24 protein-coding genes are annotated in these 21727 nt (G+C 60.8%); 16 read left to right on the forward strand and 8 right to left on the reverse strand.

The genetic code is table 11. From position 1 onward, the window contains the following. Positions 1-48 precede the first annotated feature (48 nt). Together AADX97_RS09485 and AADX97_RS09490 are read right to left on the reverse strand one after the other, a co-directional pair. On the reverse strand, positions 49-207 hold the full coding sequence (locus tag AADX97_RS09485) for a hypothetical protein (protein WP_374232613.1): 159 nt from the start codon (positions 205-207) through the stop codon (positions 49-51). A gap of 347 nt (positions 208-554) precedes the next feature. After that, positions 555-902 (reverse strand): hypothetical protein, encoded by a 348-nt coding sequence (locus AADX97_RS09490; RefSeq protein WP_374232611.1) that lies wholly within the window; start codon positions 900-902, stop codon positions 555-557. Positions 903-1322: 420 nt separating this feature from the next. Between AADX97_RS09490 and AADX97_RS09495 the strand changes: the two genes are divergently transcribed. The 10 genes from AADX97_RS09495 (at position 1323) to AADX97_RS09540 (ending at position 12493) form a co-directional block, all read left to right on the forward strand. Further along, a complete protein-coding gene (locus AADX97_RS09495) occupies positions 1323-1634 on the forward strand; it encodes a hypothetical protein (RefSeq protein WP_374232610.1) in 312 nt (103 codons plus the stop codon). A gap of 220 nt (positions 1635-1854) precedes the next feature. Beyond that, positions 1855-2196, forward strand: a complete 342-nt coding sequence (locus tag AADX97_RS09500) for a hypothetical protein (RefSeq protein WP_374232608.1) — start codon at positions 1855-1857, stop codon at positions 2194-2196. Positions 2197-2583: 387 nt separating this feature from the next. Further along, positions 2584-4959 (forward strand): helicase-related protein, encoded by a 2376-nt coding sequence (locus AADX97_RS09505; RefSeq protein WP_374232607.1) that lies wholly within the window; start codon positions 2584-2586, stop codon positions 4957-4959. Beyond that, entirely contained in the window at positions 4956-10013 is a 5058-nt protein-coding gene (locus AADX97_RS09510; protein ID WP_374232606.1) for an Eco57I restriction-modification methylase domain-containing protein, read from the forward strand. The genes AADX97_RS09505 and AADX97_RS09510 overlap by 4 nt, the downstream gene beginning before the upstream one ends. Before the next feature lie 78 nt (positions 10014-10091). Further along, a complete protein-coding gene (locus AADX97_RS09515; RefSeq protein WP_374232604.1) occupies positions 10092-10268 on the forward strand; it encodes a hypothetical protein in 177 nt (58 codons plus the stop codon). Continuing rightward, positions 10246-10470, forward strand: a complete 225-nt coding sequence (locus AADX97_RS09520) for a hypothetical protein (RefSeq protein WP_374232603.1) — start codon at positions 10246-10248, stop codon at positions 10468-10470. Before AADX97_RS09515 ends, AADX97_RS09520 begins: the two co-directional genes overlap by 23 nt. Then, entirely contained in the window at positions 10457-10852 is a 396-nt protein-coding gene (locus tag AADX97_RS09525; protein ID WP_374232602.1) for a hypothetical protein, read from the forward strand. Before AADX97_RS09520 ends, AADX97_RS09525 begins: the two co-directional genes overlap by 14 nt. 20 nt (positions 10853-10872) lie before the next feature. Continuing rightward, on the forward strand, positions 10873-11073 hold the full coding sequence (locus AADX97_RS09530) for a type II toxin-antitoxin system Phd/YefM family antitoxin (RefSeq protein WP_374232601.1): 201 nt from the start codon (positions 10873-10875) through the stop codon (positions 11071-11073). Next, entirely contained in the window at positions 11070-11312 is a 243-nt protein-coding gene (locus tag AADX97_RS09535) for a hypothetical protein (RefSeq protein ID WP_374232599.1), read from the forward strand. The genes AADX97_RS09530 and AADX97_RS09535 overlap by 4 nt, the downstream gene beginning before the upstream one ends. Positions 11313-11410: 98 nt before the next feature. Then, positions 11411-12493 (forward strand): Fic family protein, encoded by a 1083-nt coding sequence (locus AADX97_RS09540; RefSeq protein ID WP_374232598.1) that lies wholly within the window; start codon positions 11411-11413, stop codon positions 12491-12493. A gap of 272 nt (positions 12494-12765) precedes the next feature. On the opposite strand, the gene AADX97_RS09545 is transcribed toward AADX97_RS09540, so the two are convergent. After that, entirely contained in the window at positions 12766-13089 is a 324-nt protein-coding gene (locus AADX97_RS09545) for a DUF5615 family PIN-like protein (protein ID WP_374232686.1), read from the reverse strand. A 221-nt stretch (positions 13090-13310) separates the two neighbouring features. Here AADX97_RS09545 and AADX97_RS09550 point away from each other — a divergent pair, with 221 nt between their 5' ends. The 5 genes from AADX97_RS09550 (at position 13311) to AADX97_RS09570 (ending at position 17737) form a co-directional block, all read left to right on the forward strand. Then, the gene (locus AADX97_RS09550) at positions 13311-14369 is read left to right on the forward strand and encodes an ATP/GTP-binding protein (RefSeq protein ID WP_374232597.1); all 1059 of its coding nucleotides are present in this window, start codon (positions 13311-13313) and stop codon (positions 14367-14369) included. A 266-nt stretch (positions 14370-14635) separates the two neighbouring features. Continuing rightward, a complete protein-coding gene (locus tag AADX97_RS09555; RefSeq protein WP_374232596.1) occupies positions 14636-14917 on the forward strand; it encodes a DUF2442 domain-containing protein in 282 nt (93 codons plus the stop codon). A gap of 48 nt (positions 14918-14965) precedes the next feature. Next, positions 14966-15295: a hypothetical protein gene (locus tag AADX97_RS09560; protein WP_374232595.1), complete on the forward strand. Its 330-nt coding sequence runs from the start codon at positions 14966-14968 to the stop codon at positions 15293-15295. 188 nt (positions 15296-15483) lie between these two features. After that, the gene (locus AADX97_RS09565; RefSeq protein WP_374232593.1) at positions 15484-17346 is read left to right on the forward strand and encodes a CARDB domain-containing protein; all 1863 of its coding nucleotides are present in this window, start codon (positions 15484-15486) and stop codon (positions 17344-17346) included. Positions 17347-17596: 250 nt separating this feature from the next. Then, a complete protein-coding gene (locus tag AADX97_RS09570; RefSeq protein ID WP_374232591.1) occupies positions 17597-17737 on the forward strand; it encodes a hypothetical protein in 141 nt (46 codons plus the stop codon). A 435-nt stretch (positions 17738-18172) separates the two neighbouring features. Here AADX97_RS09570 and AADX97_RS09575 read toward each other — a convergent pair whose 3' ends face one another. Then, positions 18173-18907 (reverse strand): hypothetical protein, encoded by a 735-nt coding sequence (locus AADX97_RS09575; RefSeq protein ID WP_374232590.1) that lies wholly within the window; start codon positions 18905-18907, stop codon positions 18173-18175. A 426-nt stretch (positions 18908-19333) separates the two neighbouring features. On the opposite strand from AADX97_RS09575, the gene AADX97_RS09580 reads away from it, so the two are divergent. Next, positions 19334-19831 carry a peptidylprolyl isomerase gene (locus tag AADX97_RS09580; RefSeq protein ID WP_374232588.1) on the forward strand — a complete coding sequence of 166 codons (498 nt, stop codon included), beginning with the start codon at positions 19334-19336 and terminating at the stop codon, positions 19829-19831. A 116-nt stretch (positions 19832-19947) separates the two neighbouring features. Here the strand turns inward: AADX97_RS09580 and AADX97_RS09585 are convergent, their stop codons facing one another. The 4 genes from AADX97_RS09585 to AADX97_RS09600 form a co-directional block, all read right to left on the reverse strand. Continuing rightward, complete coding sequence (locus tag AADX97_RS09585; RefSeq protein WP_374232585.1) at positions 19948-20109, reverse strand: hypothetical protein; 162 nt, start codon at positions 20107-20109, stop codon at positions 19948-19950. 184 nt (positions 20110-20293) lie between these two features. Beyond that, positions 20294-20605 carry a hypothetical protein gene (locus tag AADX97_RS09590; protein ID WP_374232584.1) on the reverse strand — a complete coding sequence of 104 codons (312 nt, stop codon included), beginning with the start codon at positions 20603-20605 and terminating at the stop codon, positions 20294-20296. A 54-nt stretch (positions 20606-20659) separates the two neighbouring features. Continuing rightward, positions 20660-21169, reverse strand: a complete 510-nt coding sequence (locus tag AADX97_RS09595; protein WP_374232582.1) for a peptidylprolyl isomerase — start codon at positions 21167-21169, stop codon at positions 20660-20662. A gap of 4 nt (positions 21170-21173) precedes the next feature. Further along, positions 21174-21524: a hypothetical protein gene (locus AADX97_RS09600; RefSeq protein WP_374232581.1), complete on the reverse strand. Its 351-nt coding sequence runs from the start codon at positions 21522-21524 to the stop codon at positions 21174-21176. Positions 21525-21727: the final 203 nt, after the last annotated feature.

Here is a 21727-nt window from a genome sequence, read left to right on the forward strand (position 1 = left end):
TCAGCCAAATTGGCCGGGCTCATCAGCGACGTCAGCAAAGGCCCGACCTCACCACGGGCCACCCATACTGAAATGCCCTCTAAACCCGTCTCTCGCCTCGGCAATAAAGGCCAGAAGCTGATCCTCGGGGACTCGAACGACGAGTTTGTCGTTCAGCTTGAACGCGATCCAAGCCTCGTTGACTTGAAACTGATACGGGTGAAGCATGAGAAAACCCTTCGTGAAGCCCGCGCGAGGTTAAGGTGATTTCAGGGAACGGATCTACCGGCGTGTAGGGGCGAATTCATTCGCCCCGATGGCCACTACAGATCTTCCGCTCATGCGCAGTCGGGGCGTGTCGTTACCCGTGTCTCCGTGAGAACAACTCTCTTTGCGAGATATGGGTAAAGGTTTGCAGTCGGGATGCCTATCTACGGAAATCGCCGAAAAGCATCCCAAAGCGCGCGCCGGAGTCTAGGTGATTTCCGCAAACTTCCATACCCGTAGGTTGTGCTGACGATAGGAAGCACAACTTGCGCCGACGGTTGGTTGTGCCTCGCGCGGCTCGGCACAACCTACGCCGTTCGTATGAGGGTTTCCGGTATTCGCCCTATCATCCTCGACGCGTCTCCATCGGTGATCCGCTCAAGCAAGCGTCGTGCAGCGGCCTCCACCCCTGGCGCAGGCGGAAAGTCGAGCAGTGTCCGCAACAGCGCCACCCGGGCAGCAAACCCAGGCTCCCCGGGTCTCGGCTCGATGGGCGTGACGGTCATCCAGGTGAGGAGACGCTCGGCGGCCAAGCGCGACGCGGGCGATCGCTCGGGATCCAGCGCGGTGGTGCGCGCGCTGACCAGAAACAGCAGCGCGACGTCACCACGATCCGGTCCGGGGTCAATTCGAGACCCTCGACCAAGACGAGTCACGGGGCCAGACCGACTCAACCCCGGGCAGGATCCCGCCAACATCGAGCACACCGAGGTCGCCGGGCAGACGCGGCTCGTGCCCGTCGCCGTCAAGTGAGCGTCGTTGAATCTCACTCCTCTCCCCGGGCGAGAGCACGACCCAAGCGCCCGTTGCTGTCTAAGGGGTAGCGCACAGAGAAGAGTACCCCGTCTACGTGCGTTGCCGAACCGACCGCAATCCGCCACGCGTATTGTTCCCCCCAGCGATGGGGAATCTCATTCCTCGTAGGGGTGATGGCTCAATTCATTGACAGGACTCTCGCCATGACGGGGCGCGGCATTCCGGCATGACGCGACGATTGCCGACGGCAGATGCCGGCGGGTAAGTCAAGGGTACCTTCGGGGCATCTGGGATCAACCGCATCCAATGGGGGGCGTTTAATGCGACGATGGCTGCGCCGCAGTGTCAGGCGATGTGTGCCGGCGGTCTTGCTCGGATCCATGGGCTGCGGGGTCATTTTCTCGGTCATGGCGCAGGAACCTCTCGATAAGGGAGGCGCGCCGCAGAAGCTCATCACTCCCACCAAGGAGGAGCTTTCCCCGGTCGCCGCCAAGGTTGACGTCACACCCGTCGCGCAAGACGAAGAGATCCGCAAGCGACCTCAGACCGTGTTCAACGCGACCGATTGGTTCACCGAACCACAGGTCAGGGTCGAGGAAGGCGTCGTTTTTCTCAATGTCTGCAAAATGTGATCGCTCGTGCTGCAGGAGGGCTCGTTGTCCTCTGTGGCGTCTATCTTATTCTGAGGTTTTGGGGCTGCCGATCGCGGCCTACTCACCCGAACGCAAGCATCGTTGCCGGATCCCTCAGCAGATTGTAGAGCGCCGGCGCGTTCGCTAACTCCCTCTCCTTCCAGGCTTTGCTTGGCGCAACGGACCACGGAACGAGGCCAATCGGGTCGGCGGCGACTGCATGGCGCCCTGCGTGTTGGACGGCGCCCTGGTCGATGTCGGCGGTCCCGCACGGATCTACTGGCCCGGCGACGTGGTGGTGGTCTTGCTCGACGGGAATCGGTTGGCGCTGCATCGCGTCATCGGCGCCTATCGTCGCGCCGGTGCCTGGAAGGTGCTCACGCAAGGCGACACGGCCCCGCGCCCGGATACCGCCGTCCGGCCGGAGCGCATCCTGGGGCACGTGCGCAGCGGGGACTGCGATCGCAGCCTGATCGCAATCCCGCTGCGGCATCGTCTGCGGGCGGCCGGTCGCTTTGTGCGGTTCGCTCTGGGTCGACTCGGCCGTGGGGTGTGCGCATGAGCTTCGGAACCTTCTTTTTACATGCGCCCGAGCGTTTCCCGGACGCCTCGCAGGGGGTGCCGTGGGGGGCTGAGTCACTCCGTAAATAGGGGACGTACCACAGAATCGCTATCGGCAACCAATCTGCGAGGCAGCGCCTTTCCAATTCTCCGGAAAGAGCAAGGATCGGAGCCGCAACGTCCACTCAAGCATTGCATACGCGCAAGGCACCCGGTGCCGCGCCGATCATCACGCCGAAGATCGATGTCGTCGGTCCGCACAGCGGACCCTGTGGGATCTCGTGAGTGATATCCTCAATGGTGGCACCTCTGTGGATGCCGGTGGTTACGCAACAGGGGCAGCGCCGAAAAGGCGCGGTGACCGGGTCGTCTTGGAGTCAGGACTTGCATGGATAGACACACAGCCCCCGGCGCACGGGTCACCATCCCGCTGGTGCGGCTCGACTCGGCCGGTATCCAGCGTATCCGCAACAAGATTCCCTCGGGCCATAATCCCTTCAACTATTTCGACAAGACCATCATCTCGATGGACACCCTGAAGGGCAACAACGAGTACCGCAACTATCTGGAGAAATCCCGCTGGGACATCATCGTCATCGACGAATGTCACAACGTGGCCGTCCGCAAGGGCGATGCCGGATCCTCACAGCGGGCGCGCCTCGCCAAGAACCTGGCCACCAAGTCCGATACCCTGATTCTGCTGTCGGCCACGCCGCACGACGGCTCGGCCAACAGCTTCGCCTCGCTGATCTGGCTGCTGGATCCCACCGCCATCTCGGACCCGGACGACTACACGCGCGCCGACCTCGACCGCAAGGACCTCTTCGTGCGCCGCTTCAAAAAAGACATCAAGGCCCAGGCGCAAGGCCAGTTTCTCGAACCCATCACCCGGCGTCTCTCGGCCCGGGCGACCCCCGAGGAGGAGACGGCCTATCAGGCGGTGCTGGGCATACCCTTCACCCAGAAAGGCGAGCACCAGGCCGGAAAACCATCGGAGCTGCAGCGGGTCGGCCTCCAAAAGGCGCTCTTTTCCAGCCCCGCCGCGGCCGACGCCTACGCCCGCCACCGCATCGAAAAACTCGCCCGAAAGCCGGTCCCCACTCCGGCCGAAGATGCGGAAGTCGCGGCACTCCAGACCCTTCGCCATGCTCTCGCGCGCATCACGCGGGAGCGTTTCAGCAAATACCAACGCCTGATCAAAGCCCTGCGCGATCCCGACGCCCGTTGGTCGGGCACGGACACCGCGGACCGCCTGGTGATCTTCTCCGAGCGCATCGAGACCCTGAAATGGCTGATGGCCAACCTGCCCGGTGATCTGCGCCTCAAGGTCGACGCCTTCAGCGTCCTGGACGGCAGCCTCTCGGACATCGACCAGCAGGAGATCGTCGAGCGCTTCGGTCAGGAGCACGACAGCCTGCGCGTGCTCTTGTGCTCCGACGTGGCGTCCGAGGGACTGAACCTGCATTACCTCTGCCATCGCCTGGTGCATTTCGATCTGCCCTGGTCGCCAATGGTGTTCCAGCAACGCAACGGGCGTGTCGATCGCTTCGGTCAGCAACATCGGCCCTGCATCGACTACCTGCTCACCGAATCGGCGATCGAGACGGTCAAGGGCGATCTGCGCGTCATCGAGGTGCTGGTGCGCAAGGACGAGCAGATCAGCAAGAACATCGGCGATCCCGCCTCGGTCCTGCGCAAGCACAGCATCGAGGACGAGGAACAGACGGTCGCCGAGGCACTGGCCGACGGCATCACCGCGGAGGCCTTCGAGCGCGACTATATCGACCAGGCGGCGTCGGATGACGAGGATTGGGAAACGGCGCTTTTCGGTTCAGTGGAAGAACCCCCGCCCGCCGCCATCCCGGCCGACCCGCATCGCCTCTTCCCGGACATCTACGCCTTCGCCAGACAGGCCATCGCCACCATCCCCGAAGCCGCCGGGTACCGGGTCGACGACGCCGCGAAGATGCTGCGCCGCACCCCGCCCGCCGACCTGCGGCGACGTCTGCGCCAGCAACTGCCGGCCGAGGTCCTGCGCGAGACGGACGACTATGTCCTCTCCGCGCGCGTCGGCCTGGTCGAGGAATCCATTCAACGCGCCCGCGAGACCGACAAACAGGGCTCGGCCTGGCCCGAGATCCAGTATCTCTGGCCGCAACACCCCATCTGCCAATGGTTGATCGACCGGGTGATCGGCGCCGTCGGCCGCCGTCGTGCCCCGGTCATCCTCAGCCCGGATCTCGGCGTAGAGGAAACCGCCTATCTCATGCTGGGCCTCATCCCGAACCGCAAGGGCCAGCCGCTGATCGCCGAATGGAAGGCGGTCGTGCGCGTTGGCGAGCAGGATTTCACGATCGAGGACTTCGATGCCTTCTGCCGGCGGGCCGGGCTCGGCGTGCGCGACCTGCCCAACCCCAAACGCCCGATCGATCTCACGGCACTGCAAGGCGCACTCGGCGATGCGGTCGCCACCATGCAGCTCTTCGTCGAGGGACAGGTGAGACACTTCACCACCACGCGGACCGCTGAGGTCACAACCAAGCTCGCTGAGCTGGCGCAACTGCGCGATGCCCAGGAGCAACGCCTGGAGCTGCGGATCGCCGGTCTGCCTGAACCCATCCGCGAGGGTCGCCGGGCCCGTCGACTCAAGGACATCGAGGATGTCTTCGCCGAATACAGCAAATGGGTCAAGGACAGCCTGGAAGTGGAGCCCATGCCCTTCGTGCAGGTGCTCGCCGCCGTCACGCGAAAGGTGTCGCCATGACAAGGATCGAGACCACGGACAAATTCGATGTCTTCCCCGGCATCCTCAACGACAACGAATTCTACAGCCACCACTTCCTGGCCCATGTCTTTCAGTCGCGGATCAAGGCGTGGCTGGACGCGCGCACGCCCACCGACCCCGGCGCCGAGCCCCCGGCCGACCCCCCTGCCAAACAGCTCTCGCGTCTCGCCGCCGACTTCTTTCGCCGCCACGCCGCCTATCCGCAGGACGAGGACTTCGCCGCCCAACTGGACTGGCACCGCGCACTGCATCGGCCGCTGCTGCACGCCCTGGGTTACGCCATCGACCCTCGGGAGCACCCCCTTGAGAACGAGTGGACGGCCGGCCAGCCGATCCCGGTCTGGACGCTGCTCGGCCGAAAGCCCGGTCTGCCCGAGGTCGCCGTCCTCCCCGCGTTCAACCCCCATGAGCGGGTCGAGAGTCAGGACCGGTCCATCGACCCGCTCGATTCCAGGCTGGACGCGCGCCATTTCCGCATCGAGGAGATGCCGGCTGCGTATTTCGGCAAGGATCGCAAAACCCCGCGCACACTTGCCGAGCTGCTCACCGACTCGGTCTATGCGGCGGATCATCCGCCGCGTTTCCTGTTGCTGGTCGGCGAGACCCAATGGATCCTGCTCGATCGCTTCATCGAGCTGCTCGGCAACGAGGCCGCGCGCCAGCTCATCACCGAGCACGGCTACAGCTACGGCGGCACACTCAAGCCGCTGGACGCCGGAGCGCTCAGCACTGAATGCGTGCGCCTGGTCTACCGCCACATCTTCCTCTTCTATATTGAGGCACGGCCCGAGCTCGGCTATGTGCCCATCAACTCAAGCGACGTCTACGCCCGCGGCTACAGCCTGGAGGCCCTGCGCGACCTGACCCTGACCGATCTGCGCTCCACCGAGGCGCAGAACGGCGGCTATTTCGACACTAGCCTGCGCAAGCTCTTCGCGCTGGTGGCCCGGGGCACGGCCATCGACCGCACCCAGGCGGCGCTGCATCACCTCACCGCGACCGTCAACGCCTTCGAGCTGGCCCCGCTCGACAGCAAGCTGTTCGACCCCAAGAGCACCCCGCTGCTCAACCGGGTCCGCTTTCCCAACCACATCTGGCAGGCGGTGCTGCGGGGGCTCTCCTTCGCCAAGGACGAGAAGACCAAGCGCACCCGCCGCGTCAGCTATCAGGCGCTGTCCATCAACCAGCTCGGCGCCGTCTATGAATCCCTGCTCTCCTATCGCGGCTTCTTCGCCGCCGAAGATCTCTACGAGGTGATGCCTGCACCCAAGGAGCCGGCGCGCCAAGCGCAGGACGACGACCCCGACGGCGATGCGGACCCCGATTCCGATCAGGCCGAAGACACGTCGTCGCAGGACGACTACGGCGGCAGCACCGACCTGCTGGCCAACGGCTGGTTCGTCACCCGCAATCAGATCGGCGACTACCGCAACAACGAGAAGGTCACCTTCACCAACGCCGACGGCCGCAAGGAGCTGCGCGTCTACCCCAAGGGCACCTTCATCTACCGCCTGGCGGGGCGCGACCGTCAGAAGAGCGCCAGCTACTACACCCCCCAATCCCTGACCCAATGTCTGGTCAAATACGCGCTCAAGGAGCTGCTGCCGGGCAAGAGCGCCGACGACATTCTGAAGCTTCGGGTGCTGGAGCCCGCCATGGGCAGCGCCGCCTTCCTGAACGAGGCGGTCAACCAACTCGCGCAGGAATATCTCGAACGCAAGCAGCAGGAGCTCAAGCGCCGCATCCCGCACGATCAGTACCCGCAGGAGCTGCAAAAGGTGCGCATGCGTCTGGCCGATGCCAACGTCTTCGGCGTCGACCTCAATCCCATCGCCACCGAGCTGGCCGAGGTCAGCCTCTGGCTCAACGCGATCTATGGCGAGAGCGACGAGCAGGGCCGACCCAAGGCGGCACGGGTGCCTTGGTTCGGCTACCAGCTCTTCATCGGCAACAGCCTCGTCGGCGCGCGCTCGCAGGTCTTTCGCGTGGCGCAGCTCAACGCGCCGAAGAATCTCAAGACACCGGAAGGCAAGTCCGTCCCCAATCCGCAGTGCTGTCTGAATGCCGAACCGCGCCGGGTGCGGCTCGGCGAGACGCGCGCGGACGACGAGATCTATCACTTCCTGCTGCCCGACGAGGGCATGTGCAGCTACGCCAACAAGGCCGTCAAGAACTATTTCGGCGATGACCTGGAGCGGATCAAGCGCTGGAAGAAACCCTTCCTCGCCCGCTTCACCGAGACCGAGATAAAGCGCCTGCTGCAGCTCAGCAATAAGATCGATCAGCTCTGGCAGGAGCATGCCCGACAACTGGCGAAGGACCGCGCACGCACCGAAGACCCACTGCCCGTCTGGCCGGACATCGATACCGGCCGCACCAGCAGCCGCGCCAGCAAGGAAGAGACGCGCCAGGCCGGGATGCTCAGCGAGGACGGCGACAAGGCCACCGCCTACCGGCGTCTGAAGCTGGTGATTGACTACTGGTGCGCGCTCTGGTTCTGGCCGCTCGACTCCGATCAGGGCGGGGCCGCGCACCTGCCCAGCCGCACCCAATGGATCACCGAGATCGGCGCCATCCTCGACGGCAACCTGATGGAGATCGACGAGCAACAGGAGCTGGATCTCTCGCCCGAGCCCGCCAAGGTCGAGCGTCAAATCCTGGTGCCCGAGGTTCAGGGCTCCCTCTTCGACGACGCGCCGGGACAACTGGCACTGTCCGCCCCGACGCCTGAAAAGACCCTGCATGACCGCTACGGCGAGCTACGCATCAAGCGTTTGCGCGACTACTTTCCGCGTGTCGCGCTGGTCGAGTCACTGGCTGCACGCTTCAAATTCTTCCATTGGGAGCTGGCCTTTGCCGATGTCTTTCGCGAGGCCGGCGGCTTCGATCTGATCCTCGGAAATCCGCCCTGGATCAAGGTGGAGTGGGAAGAAAAAGGCGTGCTCGGCGAGGCCGATCCGCGGATTGCGATCCGCAAGATGAGCGCGTCGGATCTGGCGGCGCGTCGTGCCGATCTCTTTGCCGAGCGCCCGGAGATGCGCGACGCTTGGCTGGGCGAGTATTGCGAGCAGGAGGGGATGCAGGCGTTCTTGAACGCGATGCAGAATTACCCGTTGCTTGTTGGGCAAAAGGCGAATCTCTATAAGTGTTTTCTTCCTCAGGCATGGATGCTGGGCAACCGGCAGGGCGTGGCGGGGTTCCTTCACCCGGAAGGCATATATGATGATCCCAAGGGCGGCCGGTTCCGGGCCGAGGTGTACCCGAGATTAAAGGGGCATTACCAATACACAAACGAGTTGATGCTTTTCGCCGATGTAGACCATCATACCAAGTTCAGCATAAACATCTATGGCCCGCCAAGGGATACGCTTAGTTTCAACCACTTAGCTAACTTGTTCTTGCCCCAGACCGTCGACGCCTGTTTCGACCATGACGGCGAGGGCGCGGCACCTGGAATCAAGGAGGAGAGCGACGGCCGGCGGGCAAACTGGAACTCCAAAGGCCACCGTGACCGCATCATCCCAGTTAGCATGCATGAGTTAGCCGTGTTCGCGACACTCTACGACGAGGTCGGCACCCCGCCTCTACAAGCACGCTTGCCAGCTCTTCATGCTAAACAACTTGTTCGAGTGTTGGAAAAGTTTGCTAGTTCAAAAAGGACTGTACGAGATCTTAATGACTCTGCAAGAATCGTCGACGTTCACTTCGATGAGACGCAGGCGCAGAAGAATGGAATCATTTTTCGTGACACTCAGTTTCCGGATGATGCTTCCCGATGGGTGCTATCTGGACCCCACTTCTTTGTCGGCAACCCCTTCTATAAGACACCCCGAGCCAGTTGCAACAAGAATAGCGACTACGACTGCCTTGACCTAACCACCTTACCGGATGACTACCTGCCGCGTACTAATTTTGTGCCTAGCTGTGATATGGCGGTTTACAAGTCGAAGGCACCGACGGTTACATGGCGGGAAGAGGGAATGCAGCAGCCAAGATCGGTAACGGATTACTATCGTTGTTTGAATAGAAGGGCTATAAGCTCCTCTACCGAGAGAACAGCAGCAGGTGCAATCTATCCTCCTAAGGTTGCCAATATTGATGCAGCCGTTTCGAGCACTTTTGAAACCGACAATTTACTTCTAAGCTTTGTTGCTGGGCTAAATTCAGTCGTTTTCGACTTCTATGTAAAAACGACCGGACGAAGTGATTGTCGAGGAGATCTTCTTAAGTCATTTCCGGTGCTGGAATCTCTAACCCATTCTGCTGTCCACGTGAGAGTGCTAGCGTTAAATTGCATAACTCACATATATGCTGGCTTGTGGGAAGACAACTGGAACGATCACTATCGCGCGCAATGTTGGACTGTGAAAAGCGAGCCAAACGGCACTAGCGCTAAACTTCTGCCTTCAACGTTCTTCGACGACCTCACCCCGGACTGGCAAAGGAACTGCGCCCTGCGCACCGACTACGCCCGCCGCCAGGCCCTACTCGAGATCGACGTCCTGGTCGCCCAAGCCCTAGGCCTGACCCTGGACGAGCTGCTCACCATCTACCGCGTCCAATTCCCCGTGATGCGCCAATACGAGGCCGACACCTGGTACGACCAGACCGGCCGCATCGTCTTCACCCCCAGCAAAGGCCTGATCGGCGTCGGCCTGCCGCGAAAGGCACGCAAAAGCGACCTGAAAGCCGGCATCACCTATGCCATCCATACCGCCACCGTACCCGTAGGATGCGGTGAGGAACGAACCGCATCACTCGCGTCGGCCCCACCAGCAAACGGTGCGGTTCGCTCCCGCTCACCGCACCCTACCCTGACCACAAGCGGCATCGCCCTCGGCTGGGAAGACGTGCGCGAGCTGCCCGCCGGCAGCACCCTCACCAAGACCTTCCCCGACGACACCCTGCCCGGCGGCCCGGTGCAGCGCACCGTCGAATACCGAGCCCCCTTCATCCGCCCCGATCGCGAGCAGGACTACCGCATCGCCTGGGCCTTCTTTCAACAGGATCCAGATGAGCAGGCCACGCCATGAAGTCCCGTGTCTATATCGAGACCTCGGTGATCAGCTATCTCGCCGCGCGCCCCAGTCGGGATCTGATCGTCGCCGCACATGCACATTGCCGTTGCGGCTGTGCATGGCATGGACTATCTGCGCACTTGGAATTGCAGGCACATCGCGAATGCCAAGAAGCGACATCTGATCGAAAGCATTTGCGAGATGTACGGCTACCAACCGCCGCTGATTTGTACCCCGGAAGAACTGCTTGGAGGCGAAAATGTGGACTGACCCCATTGTTGACGAGCTGCATCGCATCCGCGAGGAGCATGCCGCGCGTTTCAATTTCGATCTGGGTGCCATTGTGGCGGATTTGCGCCGAGTCGAAGCGGAATGGCCGGGGCCGAAAATCGCCCCGCCACCAAGGCCATCGCACACCGACTCGACGACCAGCCAGGATTGCGACGCTTCCCAGCCGAATGCCTCCCATTGATCCCACTAATTCAGGCGAAGCTCTGAAGGCCGACATCACCTACGGCATCGGCCCCGCCGCCGTAGGATGCGGTGAGGAACGAACCGCATCACTCGCGCCGGCCCCGCCGGCAGACGGTGCGGTTCGCTCCCGCTCACCGCACCCTACCCCGACCACGAGCGACACCGCCCTCGGCTGGGAAGACGTCCGCGACCTGCCCGCCGGCAGCATCCTCACCAAGACCTTCCCCGACGACACCCTGCCCGGCGGCCCGGTGCAACGCACCATCACCTATCAGCCCCCCTTCATCCGGCCCGATCGCGAGCAGGACTACCGCGTCGCCCGGGCGTTCTTTGAGGAGAGCGGCAGCGCCCATCGATCGATCGCGAGCGATCAGTCATGACGACTCCAAGAGGTCAGCTGATGAACATTCACCCACAATTGATCCGTCGCGAGGGCGCGGACGAATACGTCGTGCTCCCGATCGAAGAGTTTCGCGCACTCAAGGAAATCGTCCACGACGACCAGGATCTGCAGGATCTGCGAGCGGCGAAATCGCAGGAGGCAGACGCGGCATCCGTCCCGCTCCCGGACGTCATGCAAGACCTGGGAATCGAGCCATGAACGACGAGATTCTCGATGAGATCCGCGCGATCCGTGAAGCACACGCCGCCGCTTTCCATTTCGATCTCGATGCCATCTACGCCGATATCAAACAGCGAGAGATGGAGCACCAGGCGCAAGGGCGGCGGTTCGTCGATCCACCCGCAACGTCCCGCCAGGTGAGATCGCCGTACCAAGGAATCCGGTTCGGCCATCAATCATCTGAGGAGCAGCGAGCTGATCAGAAGCGCTCGGGATGAGCAGCCGTGAGGACTTGCGCGATGGACAGTAACCGGGCGACGCTCGGAATAGGCACCCTGAGCATTGAGCGATGCGTCGGGCATCGGTGGCCACGCGCATGATCACGACGCTTCGCCTGTTTCCACTCGATCGACTCAGTATCGGGGCGGGCACCGCCTGGTACCTGAGCGATCTGGGCGAGCTGCGCGGCAAACAGGCGCTCTACACCCAGCAGTCACCACAGCGCCTGAAGGCACTGCGTGAGTCGGCGATCATCGAGAGCGCCATCTCGTCGAACCGAATCGAGGGGGTTACGATCGACCCGAAACGGGTTCGCGAGATCCTGGTGGCCCCGCGTCCGCTGTTCCGGGACCGGGATGAAGAGGAGGTGCGGGGCTACCGCGACGCCCTCACCCTGATCCACAGGCATGCGGCAGATCTCCCCGTCGGCAACGAGACCATCTGCCGGCTGCACGCCCTGACCCGCGGCCAGATCTGGGATGCGGGGCAGTACAAGTCGAAGGACGGCGACATCATCGAGCGCTATGCAGACGGCTCGGAGCGGGTGCGATTCCGCACCGTCTCGGCGGCGGAGACACCCGTGGCGATGGATACGCTGATCCGTGACTGGCACCTGTGCCTGGAAGAGCGCTGGGTGCCGCCGCCGATCGCCCTGGCCGCGTTCAATCTCGATTTCCTCTGTATCCACCCGTTCCGCGACGGCAACGGGCGTGTCTCCCGCCTGCTGTGGCTGTTGCAGAGCTATCAGCTTGGTTACGAAGTCGGACGCTACATCAGCCTGGAGCGCCTGGTCGAAGAGAATAAAGAACGGTATTACGAGACCCTGGAGCAAAGCTCCCGGGGCTGGCACGAAGGGGCACACGATCCCTGGCCCTACATCAACTACGTCCTCTCGATCATGAAGGAGGCATACCGCGACTTCGTCGACCGGGTCGGGGTGCTCAAGGCCCCCCGCGGCGAGAAGCGTCAAATGGTGATCGACGGCATCGAGCAGCTTCTAACCAGGCCGAGCCGAGCCTTCAAGATCAGCGAGCTGGAGCAGATCTGTCCGGGGGTCAGCCGTGACATGGTGCGCCACGTCCTTCGGGAGCAGCAGGAGCAAGGCGTTGTGATCTGCACCGGCCGCGGCGCCGGTGCCAAGTGGTCCCAGGGCGAAGGCGGAAATGAGGGTAATCAATAACCCTCGAATGAGGGTAAAGAAGGGGGTAATAGAGCTGCCGCGCCCGGAGATGACAGGTTGAAGACACCACCCTGAAGGACTGCTGGTCTGTAAGCAGGTACCGCCGTGGTTGAAGACCGTCTGGGTGTTCGGGCGATCCGGCCATCCGCGTGCGGCAAAACCTACCGCCTGCGCGGTGTTCGATACAAGCAAAAAGGGGTCGGAGCCCTTTACGAAAACCGAAAAGGGAAAGTGTCCAGGTCGCCGCCTGCGACCGCTTGGGTACGCCGGATTCATCCGGCTCCCGGGGGACGGGCGACTTCAGTCGCCCGAGCGCGCCCGCGCGGCGGACTGAAGTCCGCCTCCCCGGGGTGCCGACTGAAGTCGGCGTACCCGGGGCGTGCGGCCGAAAGCACCTCTGCCAGGATGCGGCGCAGGTGGATGTTGGTGACATTGCCGCAGGTGAGCCAGAGGATGCGTGGTGGCGGCCCGAACCGTAAGGCGAGATCCACGAAATCGCTGTCCTTGCTCATGATGACGACATCGCCTTGGTCGCGAGCCGCTTGGAAGATCGCCCGGTCATCGCTGTCCCGTAGCCCCAGATCACGGACAGCCAGGCATTAATAAATGGGGGACGTACCACGGAATCGCTATCGGCGACCTTTCTGCGGGGTCAGCGTTTCCTAAAATCCCCGCCAGACGCGATGACCACAGGCGCAGTGTCCCAAGCTGCTGAGTTCTGATAAAGTCGACCGTTAGCATCTTTACGCTGCATTTTGCGCGATTTTTCCTGCGCTAACTGTCGTAAAATCGCCTTTCGGGCTAGACTTAAGCCGCCATGCTCATCGAATTTCGTGTCGAGAACCACCGCTCCATTCGGGACGAGCAGGCGTTGACCATGCGCGCGGGCAGGCAAGACGATTCCGCCGATCCGCGCCCCCGCCGCATCCAAGGCTGCTCCGATCCACTGCTGCCGGCGGTTGCACTCTACGGTGCAAACGCCAGCGGGAAGAGCAACGTCCTTTCCGCCTTGGGATTTATGCGCAATGCGGTTCTTCAGTCCCATCGAGCTTGGCCGCCGGACGGAGGCGTTCCGAGAGATCCCTTTGCATGGGGCGAAAAGGCCACACAGCCTTCACTCTTCGAGGTTTCGCTCGTGGTGTCGGGCATCCGCTATCAATATGGATTTGTTGCGGACGGCGAGCAGTTTCTAGAGGAGTGGCTGTTCGCCTGGCCTGGAAAGCGAAAACAGGTCTGGTTCGTGCGCGAGCTGGGTCAATACAAGTTCAGCCAGCACCTGCATGGGGAGAATCGTCTGATCGAACAGATGACGCGACCCAACGCGCTCTTTTTATCAGCTGCTGTTCAGCTTCGCCATGAACAGCTCGCATCCCTTTACAGCTGGTTCCGAAATCTCAACGCGGTCAATGTGCCCGGTCGCCGGCCTTCCGCTCTACGCTTCGCCGGAAATCCGCTACTCACACGGGGGATAGAAGCCTGGCTCGGACAGAATCCGCAGCAATCTCTTTTCGAAGAAGACGAGGCGCAAAGCCAAAGCATTGAGCTTTTTCGCGACCTGCTGCGCGCAGCGGATGTGGGTATCTTGGACATCAAATTGGAGAGAGATCCCGGCGCGCGCACAGCCCCCGGTGATCCCCCGTGGGGTCCGCGTCGTGGGCGGATAATGGTGCGTCACAGCAGCAGCGTTGAAGACGCTTGGCTGCCGCTGGAAGAGGGGACAATTAGCCGGTGGGCGGCAGTCGGCATAAGCGGGAACGCCGACCGGCTCGCGGGGCTGCCCGAAGCAACCCTCAAGGCGGCGGTTGCTGCTTGTCTGCGAGGGACAGGTGTCGGAGCCCGAATATTTCAAGCAGCTCAAGACTTGTGTGCGCAATAACTTAGTCGAGATTGAGGTTGGCAATGAGCACGGTGTGCCCTAACCCTTGTGCGGCACGCGAAGCGGCTCAAGCAGGATGCCGAATCCGAGGCGCGGCGCAGGTCCGATTCGTTTTGGCTTACGATGAGGTTTGGTGCGTGAAGGCTGTTGGGCGAAAGGACTCCGAGCTTCGACACGATCCTCCAGGTCGTCGCAGCACTTGGACTGAGGCGACAGAGATTGAGTCATCAAACAGCTAAGGTGGCCAATGAAATAGGGTGAACAGCATGAACACGGTGGCTAACGTGACGGAACCCCGGCTAGGTGATGTACGGATTACTGAGGATGACATCATCGCTCACCTCCTTGACGGCCGGACGATAAGCGTTCCGTTAATCTGGTCGTGGCGCCTATCGGAGGCCACCGAAGCACAACGGCAACACTTCGAGATCCTCGGTGATGGTCAAGGCATCCACTGGCCCGCTATCGACGAAGACATCAGCGTGGAAGGCATGCTCCATGGCTCACCGGCACGCCGCCCCGACAAGCCGGAGAAGCAGGTAGCCTAACCATCGATCGAAAGGGCACATTCCGCGGAATCGGTGTCGGCGACCAGCATGTACAGCGTCGCTCGTAGACATGCCGCGCCGAAAATGCATCCGCTCGGCCGCCGTACCGATCATATAGAGCAGGAAGGCGGCCAACGCGGCAATCAGTACGAGAATGGCGAGGCGTTTGGGATCGCGCGAACGCTTGACCTCATAGCCCTGGTCGTAATAGAGGCGGTTCATGTCCCGGAAGCCTTCTTCGATCTGCATGAGCTGACGATCAATCCGCACAATCGCCTTGATTGCAAAACGGCCGAATTGGAGTGCGGCGAGAAGCAGGCAGGGCTCGCGCTGGTTCCGGGCGGCTTTGAGATTCTACGCGAGCGCGCGACGCCATAGACCGCGGTGCGTTCGCGATACAGGTGGGGATTGCCGATCAGGCGGTCGACGCGCTTGACCCTGTGTTTCAACGCCGTCGGGCCGAGCAAGCGCCGTCCCACTGAGGTGATCGACAAGCCCGCTCCGGCGACACGAGACATGGATGATCGCTTTCGGCCGACTTCTTCTTGCCACTTAGGATTGACCAAATGAAAACCCCAATTCTGATTGCAGCACTCTTGGCGAATCCACTTGCACAGGCTTATGTCACGACAGACTGGACGAGTGATCCGGGCGGAACCGCGATCGCCGTCGATGTTCCCGACATTGTCTATACCGTGAATTCCGACATCAATCCCGGCAGCGAAATCCAACTCACCAAACGCGACTCCGCCGGAACTATCCTCTGGGTCGCATCAGCCCCCGAAATCGATGTTGGCTATGAAGTCGCAAACTGGGTTTCCGTCGACCACTCGGGGAACATCATCGTGACCGGGACACTGCAGGGCGGTAGTTTTGCCAATCGGACAAACCGCGCCGGGCTGATCCTGAAATTCGACCCAAACGGCCATCTTTTGTGGTCGCAAACATTCGATGGCATCGACAATGGCTCATACACGCGAAAACATGTCGTCGATGCCGATGACAATATTCATGTGATTGGCGTGGGAAACGGTGCCATCGCGAAGGTTCGATCCTACGCCTCCGACGGAACATTCCGGTGGTCGTATGGCGTTCTCGGCACACTGACCGCGCCCTATAATCTGAGCTTGACGCCGGAGGATCATCTATTGGTGATGACCTCAGCCTCGTCCGCCGCGGGTTTCATTGTCTACGCCAAACTGGATGGGAATGGCGATGAATTCTGGCGTAAAACCATCAATAGTCGCAGCTCCGGATATGCCGTGGATGATGCGATGGGGAATACGTACCTGGTCCATATGGAATACGGGGCCACGAATGAAGGAACCGTCCTCAAGAAACTGTCGCCAACGGGCACGGTTCTTTGGGAGCGCGTGCGCAAAGGTCTGATATCGCCCTTTGTCGCAGTCAGTAACGATGACTCTCCAGTGATCAGCGGCCTACGGCCCGGAGCAGGTGCCGCATTCATACAGTTTGACACAGACGGTTTCGTTTCCTGGGAAAACCTAGATGCCGATGGTCCATCGCTGTCACTTCAGCAGTGGTCGCCGACTCAACGTGATGACCTTAGCAACTATTACATCCAGGGAAACGGCGGACTCTGTAAAGTCAATAGCGACGGCTCCTCGGGCTGGTCCACTATCAGCAGTAACAGCTCGGGATTTGCGGTTGGCAGCGATCAGAGTGTGTATACCGTCGGGGCGACGACGGCGAAGCTGATTGAGATCCCAGGTACGACCCCTTCGGCGGATCTTGAGCTCGGTCTGACGGTGACACCGAACCCCATCACATTGGGTCAGACCATTCAATACAGTGCGCGGGTTACGAATACCGGCCCATCCGCGGCAACAGACGTGACAGTCACGGGCTCTGTCGCATCCATGTCATCTTGCCGAATTGCCACTGTGGCACCAGGAGCGACCGCGACCTGTACCCTGACGGAGACCCCCGCAACAACCGGCACCTATTCGCGCATCGTTACGGCGAGCGCGGTGGAAGCCGACCCCAGTTTCGCGAACAACCGTCAAGAGGTCTTCATCTCGGTTCTGCCAGCGGCGGCCACGGCTGATCTGGACTTGACCATGACGGATGCCCCGGATCCCGTCAGAAGAGGAACCAGGCTCGTCTACACTCTGACGGTTCAGAACAACGGCCCAAGCAATGTAGGCGGTGTTTCCCTGCGCGATTGGTTGCCGGCCAATTCCACCTTCGTCAGCGCGGTCTCGACTCGTGGAACGTGCAGCGGTTTGGCGCCTGTGACCTGTGCGATCGGTGCCTTGAATGCGGGTACCGGCGCGAGCGTGAAGATCACGATCCGTCCACGAGCGAGGGGCGAAATCACGAACACTGCCAGCGTGAGTAGCGGATTGGCGACGGATCCGAATCCAGCAAATAACAACGCGACTGTAATGACCACCGTCGCGCGGTAGCGAGACATGGGGCGCTCGACGGGTTTTATCGGCACGTCGGGCGCACCGGATAAATAGCGGGACGTACCACGGAATCGTTGTCGGCAACCAATCCGAGGGGTCGGGCCTCTCCTAATTCTCCGATAGGAGCGAGGATCAGAGGCACAGTGTCGCCTAACCTGCCCGTTGAATGCGCGGTCACCAAGACCTTTCCCGGCGATGCCTTCTTGCCCGGCAGCCCGCTCCACCGCACCATCACCGATCAAGCCCCTTGATCCGCCCCGACCGCGAGCATGACCAGCGAGTGACCGAATTTATCGATGACCTGATCAGCCAGCCCAACACCGATGTCGAGGAGACCGTCGATCGCGTCCTCGCGAAAAACCGAGAGCTTAATCGGCGGCTCGGCTGATGCGTTATCTCTCGCTAGCCAACGTGCTCGAACGGCGGCGCCGGATGCTCGCGACGTCCGGTAGCGTCAACGGGGTACACGACCTTGACGCGGGGCAATCGACCGCCAGTTGGTCGTATAAAGATTAAACCAGCTCCGTCGATGTCTGGCGCGACGGATTCATGGTTGCCACGGAGTTCGAGGTGCGCATTGATTGCTCCTGATGTCGGTGAGTCCGAGTCTCATAGCATTGGCCAATGAACTTTCTTGGATGACCGCTGAGCAGCAGGAGTCAGGAGTCGTGAGCCTCTGGCCGTCAGGACAGCGCAAAAGGACGACTGCGAGTCGCATCTCCCGGGGTGTCGGCAGAGCTAGGCGATCCTGTTGGCCGGCGGCGACAAGAGTAGTCTCCTAGCGGGAAACGACATGCGGCTGGCCCGCCGGCTGCTCATGGGCTTAGTGGGGCGCGTTGGTCGGCCATTTTTCCATGTAATTGCGGATCACTGCCTTGACCTCATCTGGTACGTTTTGGAACATCGCTTGCCGCATACCGTCGGCAAGGAAACCTGGCATGTCGTAAGGCAGGCGTCGGGACATTTTTTTGAAGGTTCGCTCCATGACCTCCGGGTCAAGCGATCGCGTTGCGGCAATGCCCGCGTTGAGATTGATGACACGCCAAGGGCGCCAGGCGTCGCCGCGGTCCTCGTCGAGTTGCAGCCTCAGCGACGCCGCCTCGATGACCTCCTCCATGAGCTCGCACAAGGCACTGAGATCATCTGCTCCGCTCGTGCCGTTCACGATGATGCCGAAACCGTCGGCGGTACCCTGGAGATTATCGATGATGGCGCCGCGGCGAGCGACCCAAACCCCCAAGGACGCAAACATGCGAGCAACGGTGTCTCTCTTGTCCATAATCTCGACCTTGCGCACTAGAAACGCGAGACGATCATGCAGATCGAGCCCGTATGCGCAGAACTCGTTGAGCTCCTCTTGCTCCAGCCGGGCTGCTCCGACTTCCAGGGCTCCGGCGAGTTGGAAGAAGTCCGAAAGGGCCTGCGCAAGGGCGATTGGGCCGGCTTCGTCCTCCATGATCGACCGCGCTTCTTCGGTTCTGGCGAGCACCGCTTTCGTGACGTCCAGCGCGAGCTCGGAAATGGCATCGTTTTCGAGGATGAGTGGGTGCGTCGACAAGAGGAATCACCTTCCGGTAGGGATCGAATGAGATAGAGTGTCCGCGGGTTCTCTGGGCGCGAGGCTGCGCCGTCGTTTCGCGGAGCTGGGGGTGATTCCGGGGTTTTCACCCGGAATGAACGCGAGAAGCCCTCGAACGGTCCCTGGACCGCGGCCACCGTTTCGCGCTTGCAACAGCTTGTGACCGCAGCCGACTCGGCGCTGCATTGGGCCATGATGCCGACATCTCTGCCCCAACCCGTGCGCGAAAAGACCTTAGGCGAATACCGGAAACCCTCATACCAACGGCGTAGGTTGTGCCGAGCCGCGCGAGGCACAACCAACCGTCGGCGCAAGTTGTGCTTCCTATCGTCAGCACAACCTACGGGTATGGAAGTCTGCGGAAATCACTTTAGCGCCCACGACATCACACTTTCGGAGACGACCATGACCGAGGCCAGCACAAACGTCATCAGCGAAGGCAAGTACGTCGAGCTCACTTACTGCGTGCGGGACAGCAAGACTGGCGCCGTACTCACCGAAATCTCACGCCCTCTCAACTACGTTCACGGCGTGAATGAGATTTTAGCACCAACGATCACCCGCGAGCTCGAAGGGAAGATGCAAGGACAACGGGTCGACCTCCTTGTCGACTGCAACGAGCTGTACGGCCCGAGAGACGAATCACTCGTGATGACCGAAAAGGTTTCGCTGGTGCCTCGCGAATATCGTCAGGTCGGTAGCCGGATCTTGATGGAGAACACTCTAGGTCGAATGAAGAGCTTCCTGGTAACCAAGATTGAGGGAGACAAGATCACCTTTGACGGCAACAACCCGCTATGTGGCAGGGAGGTCATCTACCAAGTGAAAATCGAATTGGTTCGGGATGCAACGCAGGAAGAGAGTCGGTACGGTGGAGACGTCAAGGCGGACCCTGAATCGTGATCTCCGCTAGGGCCTTACTTGCGACAGGCACCTGATACACCTGGAACAATGCCCGGTTAAGCGTCGTGGGGCGTTGTGGTCGCGACGACCAATCGGCCCCACGATTGCCTTAAAGCTCAGGGCCGTTTCGGCGTCTTGTACTCGACCTCTTTCTGGAGACCGTCCCATAACGTCTGATAGCCAACGAAACCCTTTTCATTGGGCTCCATCTGCTTGGTTCTGAAAAACCGGACCTTGCCTTCCGGCACTTTTGGTCTGCTCTTGGGTTGTTCGCTCATTACGTCACCTTCTGTCGACATGCCATTACGGATGGAATGGAGCGTGCCAACTACACAGCGGCCCGCGCCGTTAGAACGCCAAACTTCAACACGCCTCACCCAACCCCGGAGTGCTCGAAATCAGCCGGTTGCCCCGCGGATCCGACGATGAAAACGCCAGGCAGTGGATGCGTGATCGTTCGGCTCATTTTTTGCGCATTTGCTCCAAAACCTCATAGACAAACTCATGCGCGTACGAATTTTCACCACAATGCACTAATTCGTTATCCGAGGTGCGGAAAGTCAGGTACGGATGCACTTCCGTGCCCTCAACTTCAATCGCGGACGTGTCGTCGATCGTGCTGGCAACACTGAACGCGATGCCGGCCGTCATGTCATCGAGATCGACACCGCTCAATCCGGCTTCTTGCAGCTTGACCCTGATGCTCTGGACCAGTTCACGGACCAACATGGCCTGCTGTTCTTCGAATAGCGTAGGATCGAGCTTAAGCTGCATTCTCTGTTACCTTTGCCGGAACACCCGTGGCTCACGTGGTTTCCGGATCGTTTGCTAGAATGGTACAGGCTTGACACCTGAAAGCTTGGGCGGCCTTTCGACCTTGCCGCCGACCGCAATCTCGGCCTCCGTCGCCTCTCGAACGGTCAGGATCTCGAGCTCGAAAATGACCTGCCGACCACACAACGGATTGTTCCCGTCAATCGTCAGTGTCTTATCGTCGATCCTGGTGACCAGAAACGTCTTGGTCTTGCCCTGCTCGGTTTCCATAACGATGGTGGTTCCGACCTCCCTGTACTCTTCCGGAACATTCTCGATAGCGTCAGTGATGACTAACGACTCATCCCTCGGGCCAAACAACCTGTTGCAGTCCAATTCCACCGAGATTGTGTCGCCAACCGCTTTGCCGTCCAGCTCCGCCATGACTTGTGGCGAAAGGACGTCGTTGACGCCATGGACATAACCCAAAGGAAACTCCACCCCCGTCAAGACCTGGCGCATCTCGGCATCGACGACTCGGTATTTGAGCTCGACGTACTTGTTCTGTTGGATCCGGTCTGTCATGGCTCTAGAAAATCGATGCGGCGAAAATTCGCACTTCCCCTTTCTCATAGCCGAGGACCATTCGCCCCAGCCACTCCCCGTCCATTGTCGAGCTTCGCACGCGATAGAGCACAGTCACATGCTCGCCTCGCCTGATGAGACCGAGGAAATCGCGCTCTTCGACCAGGTTCCGGGACAGGGAGCTGTGAGCAAACTGCTTACCGAGCTCCACCTCGTTCAAGCCGAGCAGCAACTCATACGAGAATTTTCGAATAAACTTGCCGTACTGGCCTTTGTTGGAATAGCTGATGAGCTCGTCCCAAAGCGGATGTGCGATTTCTAGGATCTCTTCGTCTGTTTTATCGAGGATATTCATATCGCGTCGCCATATGAGCGGTCACATTTCATTACCGGAATCTTGCTCAAGCCGGCGCGTTCTCAGCGATGCAACCTTTGCGGTAGACGCCGCTTCTATCGATGGCATTGCTACGACCACACATCACCCACTGCACAGCGCTACCCTCATGCGGAGCTTCAGTGTGAGTACGAATCGGGGCCCCGATCCCGGGACCCCGATTT

The sequence above is a fragment of the Thiocapsa sp. C2-2m genome, from assembly GCF_041903745.1.
Lineage (GTDB): Bacteria > Pseudomonadota > Gammaproteobacteria > Chromatiales > Chromatiaceae > Thiocapsa > Thiocapsa roseilacustris.

Excerpts from the sequence above, each read along its gene's own strand:
- AADX97_RS09540 (WP_374232598.1), top strand. The coding sequence starts at position 11,411 with ATGATCACGACGCTTCGCCTGTTTCCACTCGATCGACTCAGTATCGGG.
- AADX97_RS09590 (WP_374232584.1), bottom strand. The coding sequence starts at position 20,605 with ATGCAGCTTAAGCTCGATCCTACGCTATTCGAAGAACAGCAGGCCATG.
- AADX97_RS09530 (WP_374232601.1), top strand. The coding sequence starts at position 10,873 with ATGAACATTCACCCACAATTGATCCGTCGCGAGGGCGCGGACGAATAC.
- AADX97_RS09495 (WP_374232610.1), top strand. The coding sequence starts at position 1,323 with ATGCGACGATGGCTGCGCCGCAGTGTCAGGCGATGTGTGCCGGCGGTC.
- AADX97_RS09585 (WP_374232585.1), bottom strand. The coding sequence starts at position 20,109 with ATGAGCGAACAACCCAAGAGCAGACCAAAAGTGCCGGAAGGCAAGGTC.
- AADX97_RS09505 (WP_374232607.1), top strand. The coding sequence starts at position 2,584 with ATGGATAGACACACAGCCCCCGGCGCACGGGTCACCATCCCGCTGGTG.
- AADX97_RS09600 (WP_374232581.1), bottom strand. The coding sequence starts at position 21,524 with ATGAATATCCTCGATAAAACAGACGAAGAGATCCTAGAAATCGCACAT.
- AADX97_RS09515 (WP_374232604.1), top strand. The coding sequence starts at position 10,092 with ATGCACATTGCCGTTGCGGCTGTGCATGGCATGGACTATCTGCGCACT.
- AADX97_RS09525 (WP_374232602.1), top strand. The coding sequence starts at position 10,457 with ATGCCTCCCATTGATCCCACTAATTCAGGCGAAGCTCTGAAGGCCGAC.
- AADX97_RS09565 (WP_374232593.1), top strand. The coding sequence starts at position 15,484 with ATGAAAACCCCAATTCTGATTGCAGCACTCTTGGCGAATCCACTTGCA.
- AADX97_RS09580 (WP_374232588.1), top strand. The coding sequence starts at position 19,334 with ATGACCGAGGCCAGCACAAACGTCATCAGCGAAGGCAAGTACGTCGAG.
- AADX97_RS09535 (WP_374232599.1), top strand. The coding sequence starts at position 11,070 with ATGAACGACGAGATTCTCGATGAGATCCGCGCGATCCGTGAAGCACAC.
- AADX97_RS09550 (WP_374232597.1), top strand. The coding sequence starts at position 13,311 with ATGCTCATCGAATTTCGTGTCGAGAACCACCGCTCCATTCGGGACGAG.
- AADX97_RS09485 (WP_374232613.1), bottom strand. The coding sequence starts at position 207 with ATGCTTCACCCGTATCAGTTTCAAGTCAACGAGGCTTGGATCGCGTTC.
- AADX97_RS09560 (WP_374232595.1), top strand. The coding sequence starts at position 14,966 with ATGTACAGCGTCGCTCGTAGACATGCCGCGCCGAAAATGCATCCGCTC.
- AADX97_RS09500 (WP_374232608.1), top strand. The coding sequence starts at position 1,855 with ATGGCGCCCTGCGTGTTGGACGGCGCCCTGGTCGATGTCGGCGGTCCC.
- AADX97_RS09510 (WP_374232606.1), top strand. The coding sequence starts at position 4,956 with ATGACAAGGATCGAGACCACGGACAAATTCGATGTCTTCCCCGGCATC.
- AADX97_RS09555 (WP_374232596.1), top strand. The coding sequence starts at position 14,636 with ATGAACACGGTGGCTAACGTGACGGAACCCCGGCTAGGTGATGTACGG.
- AADX97_RS09595 (WP_374232582.1), bottom strand. The coding sequence starts at position 21,169 with ATGACAGACCGGATCCAACAGAACAAGTACGTCGAGCTCAAATACCGA.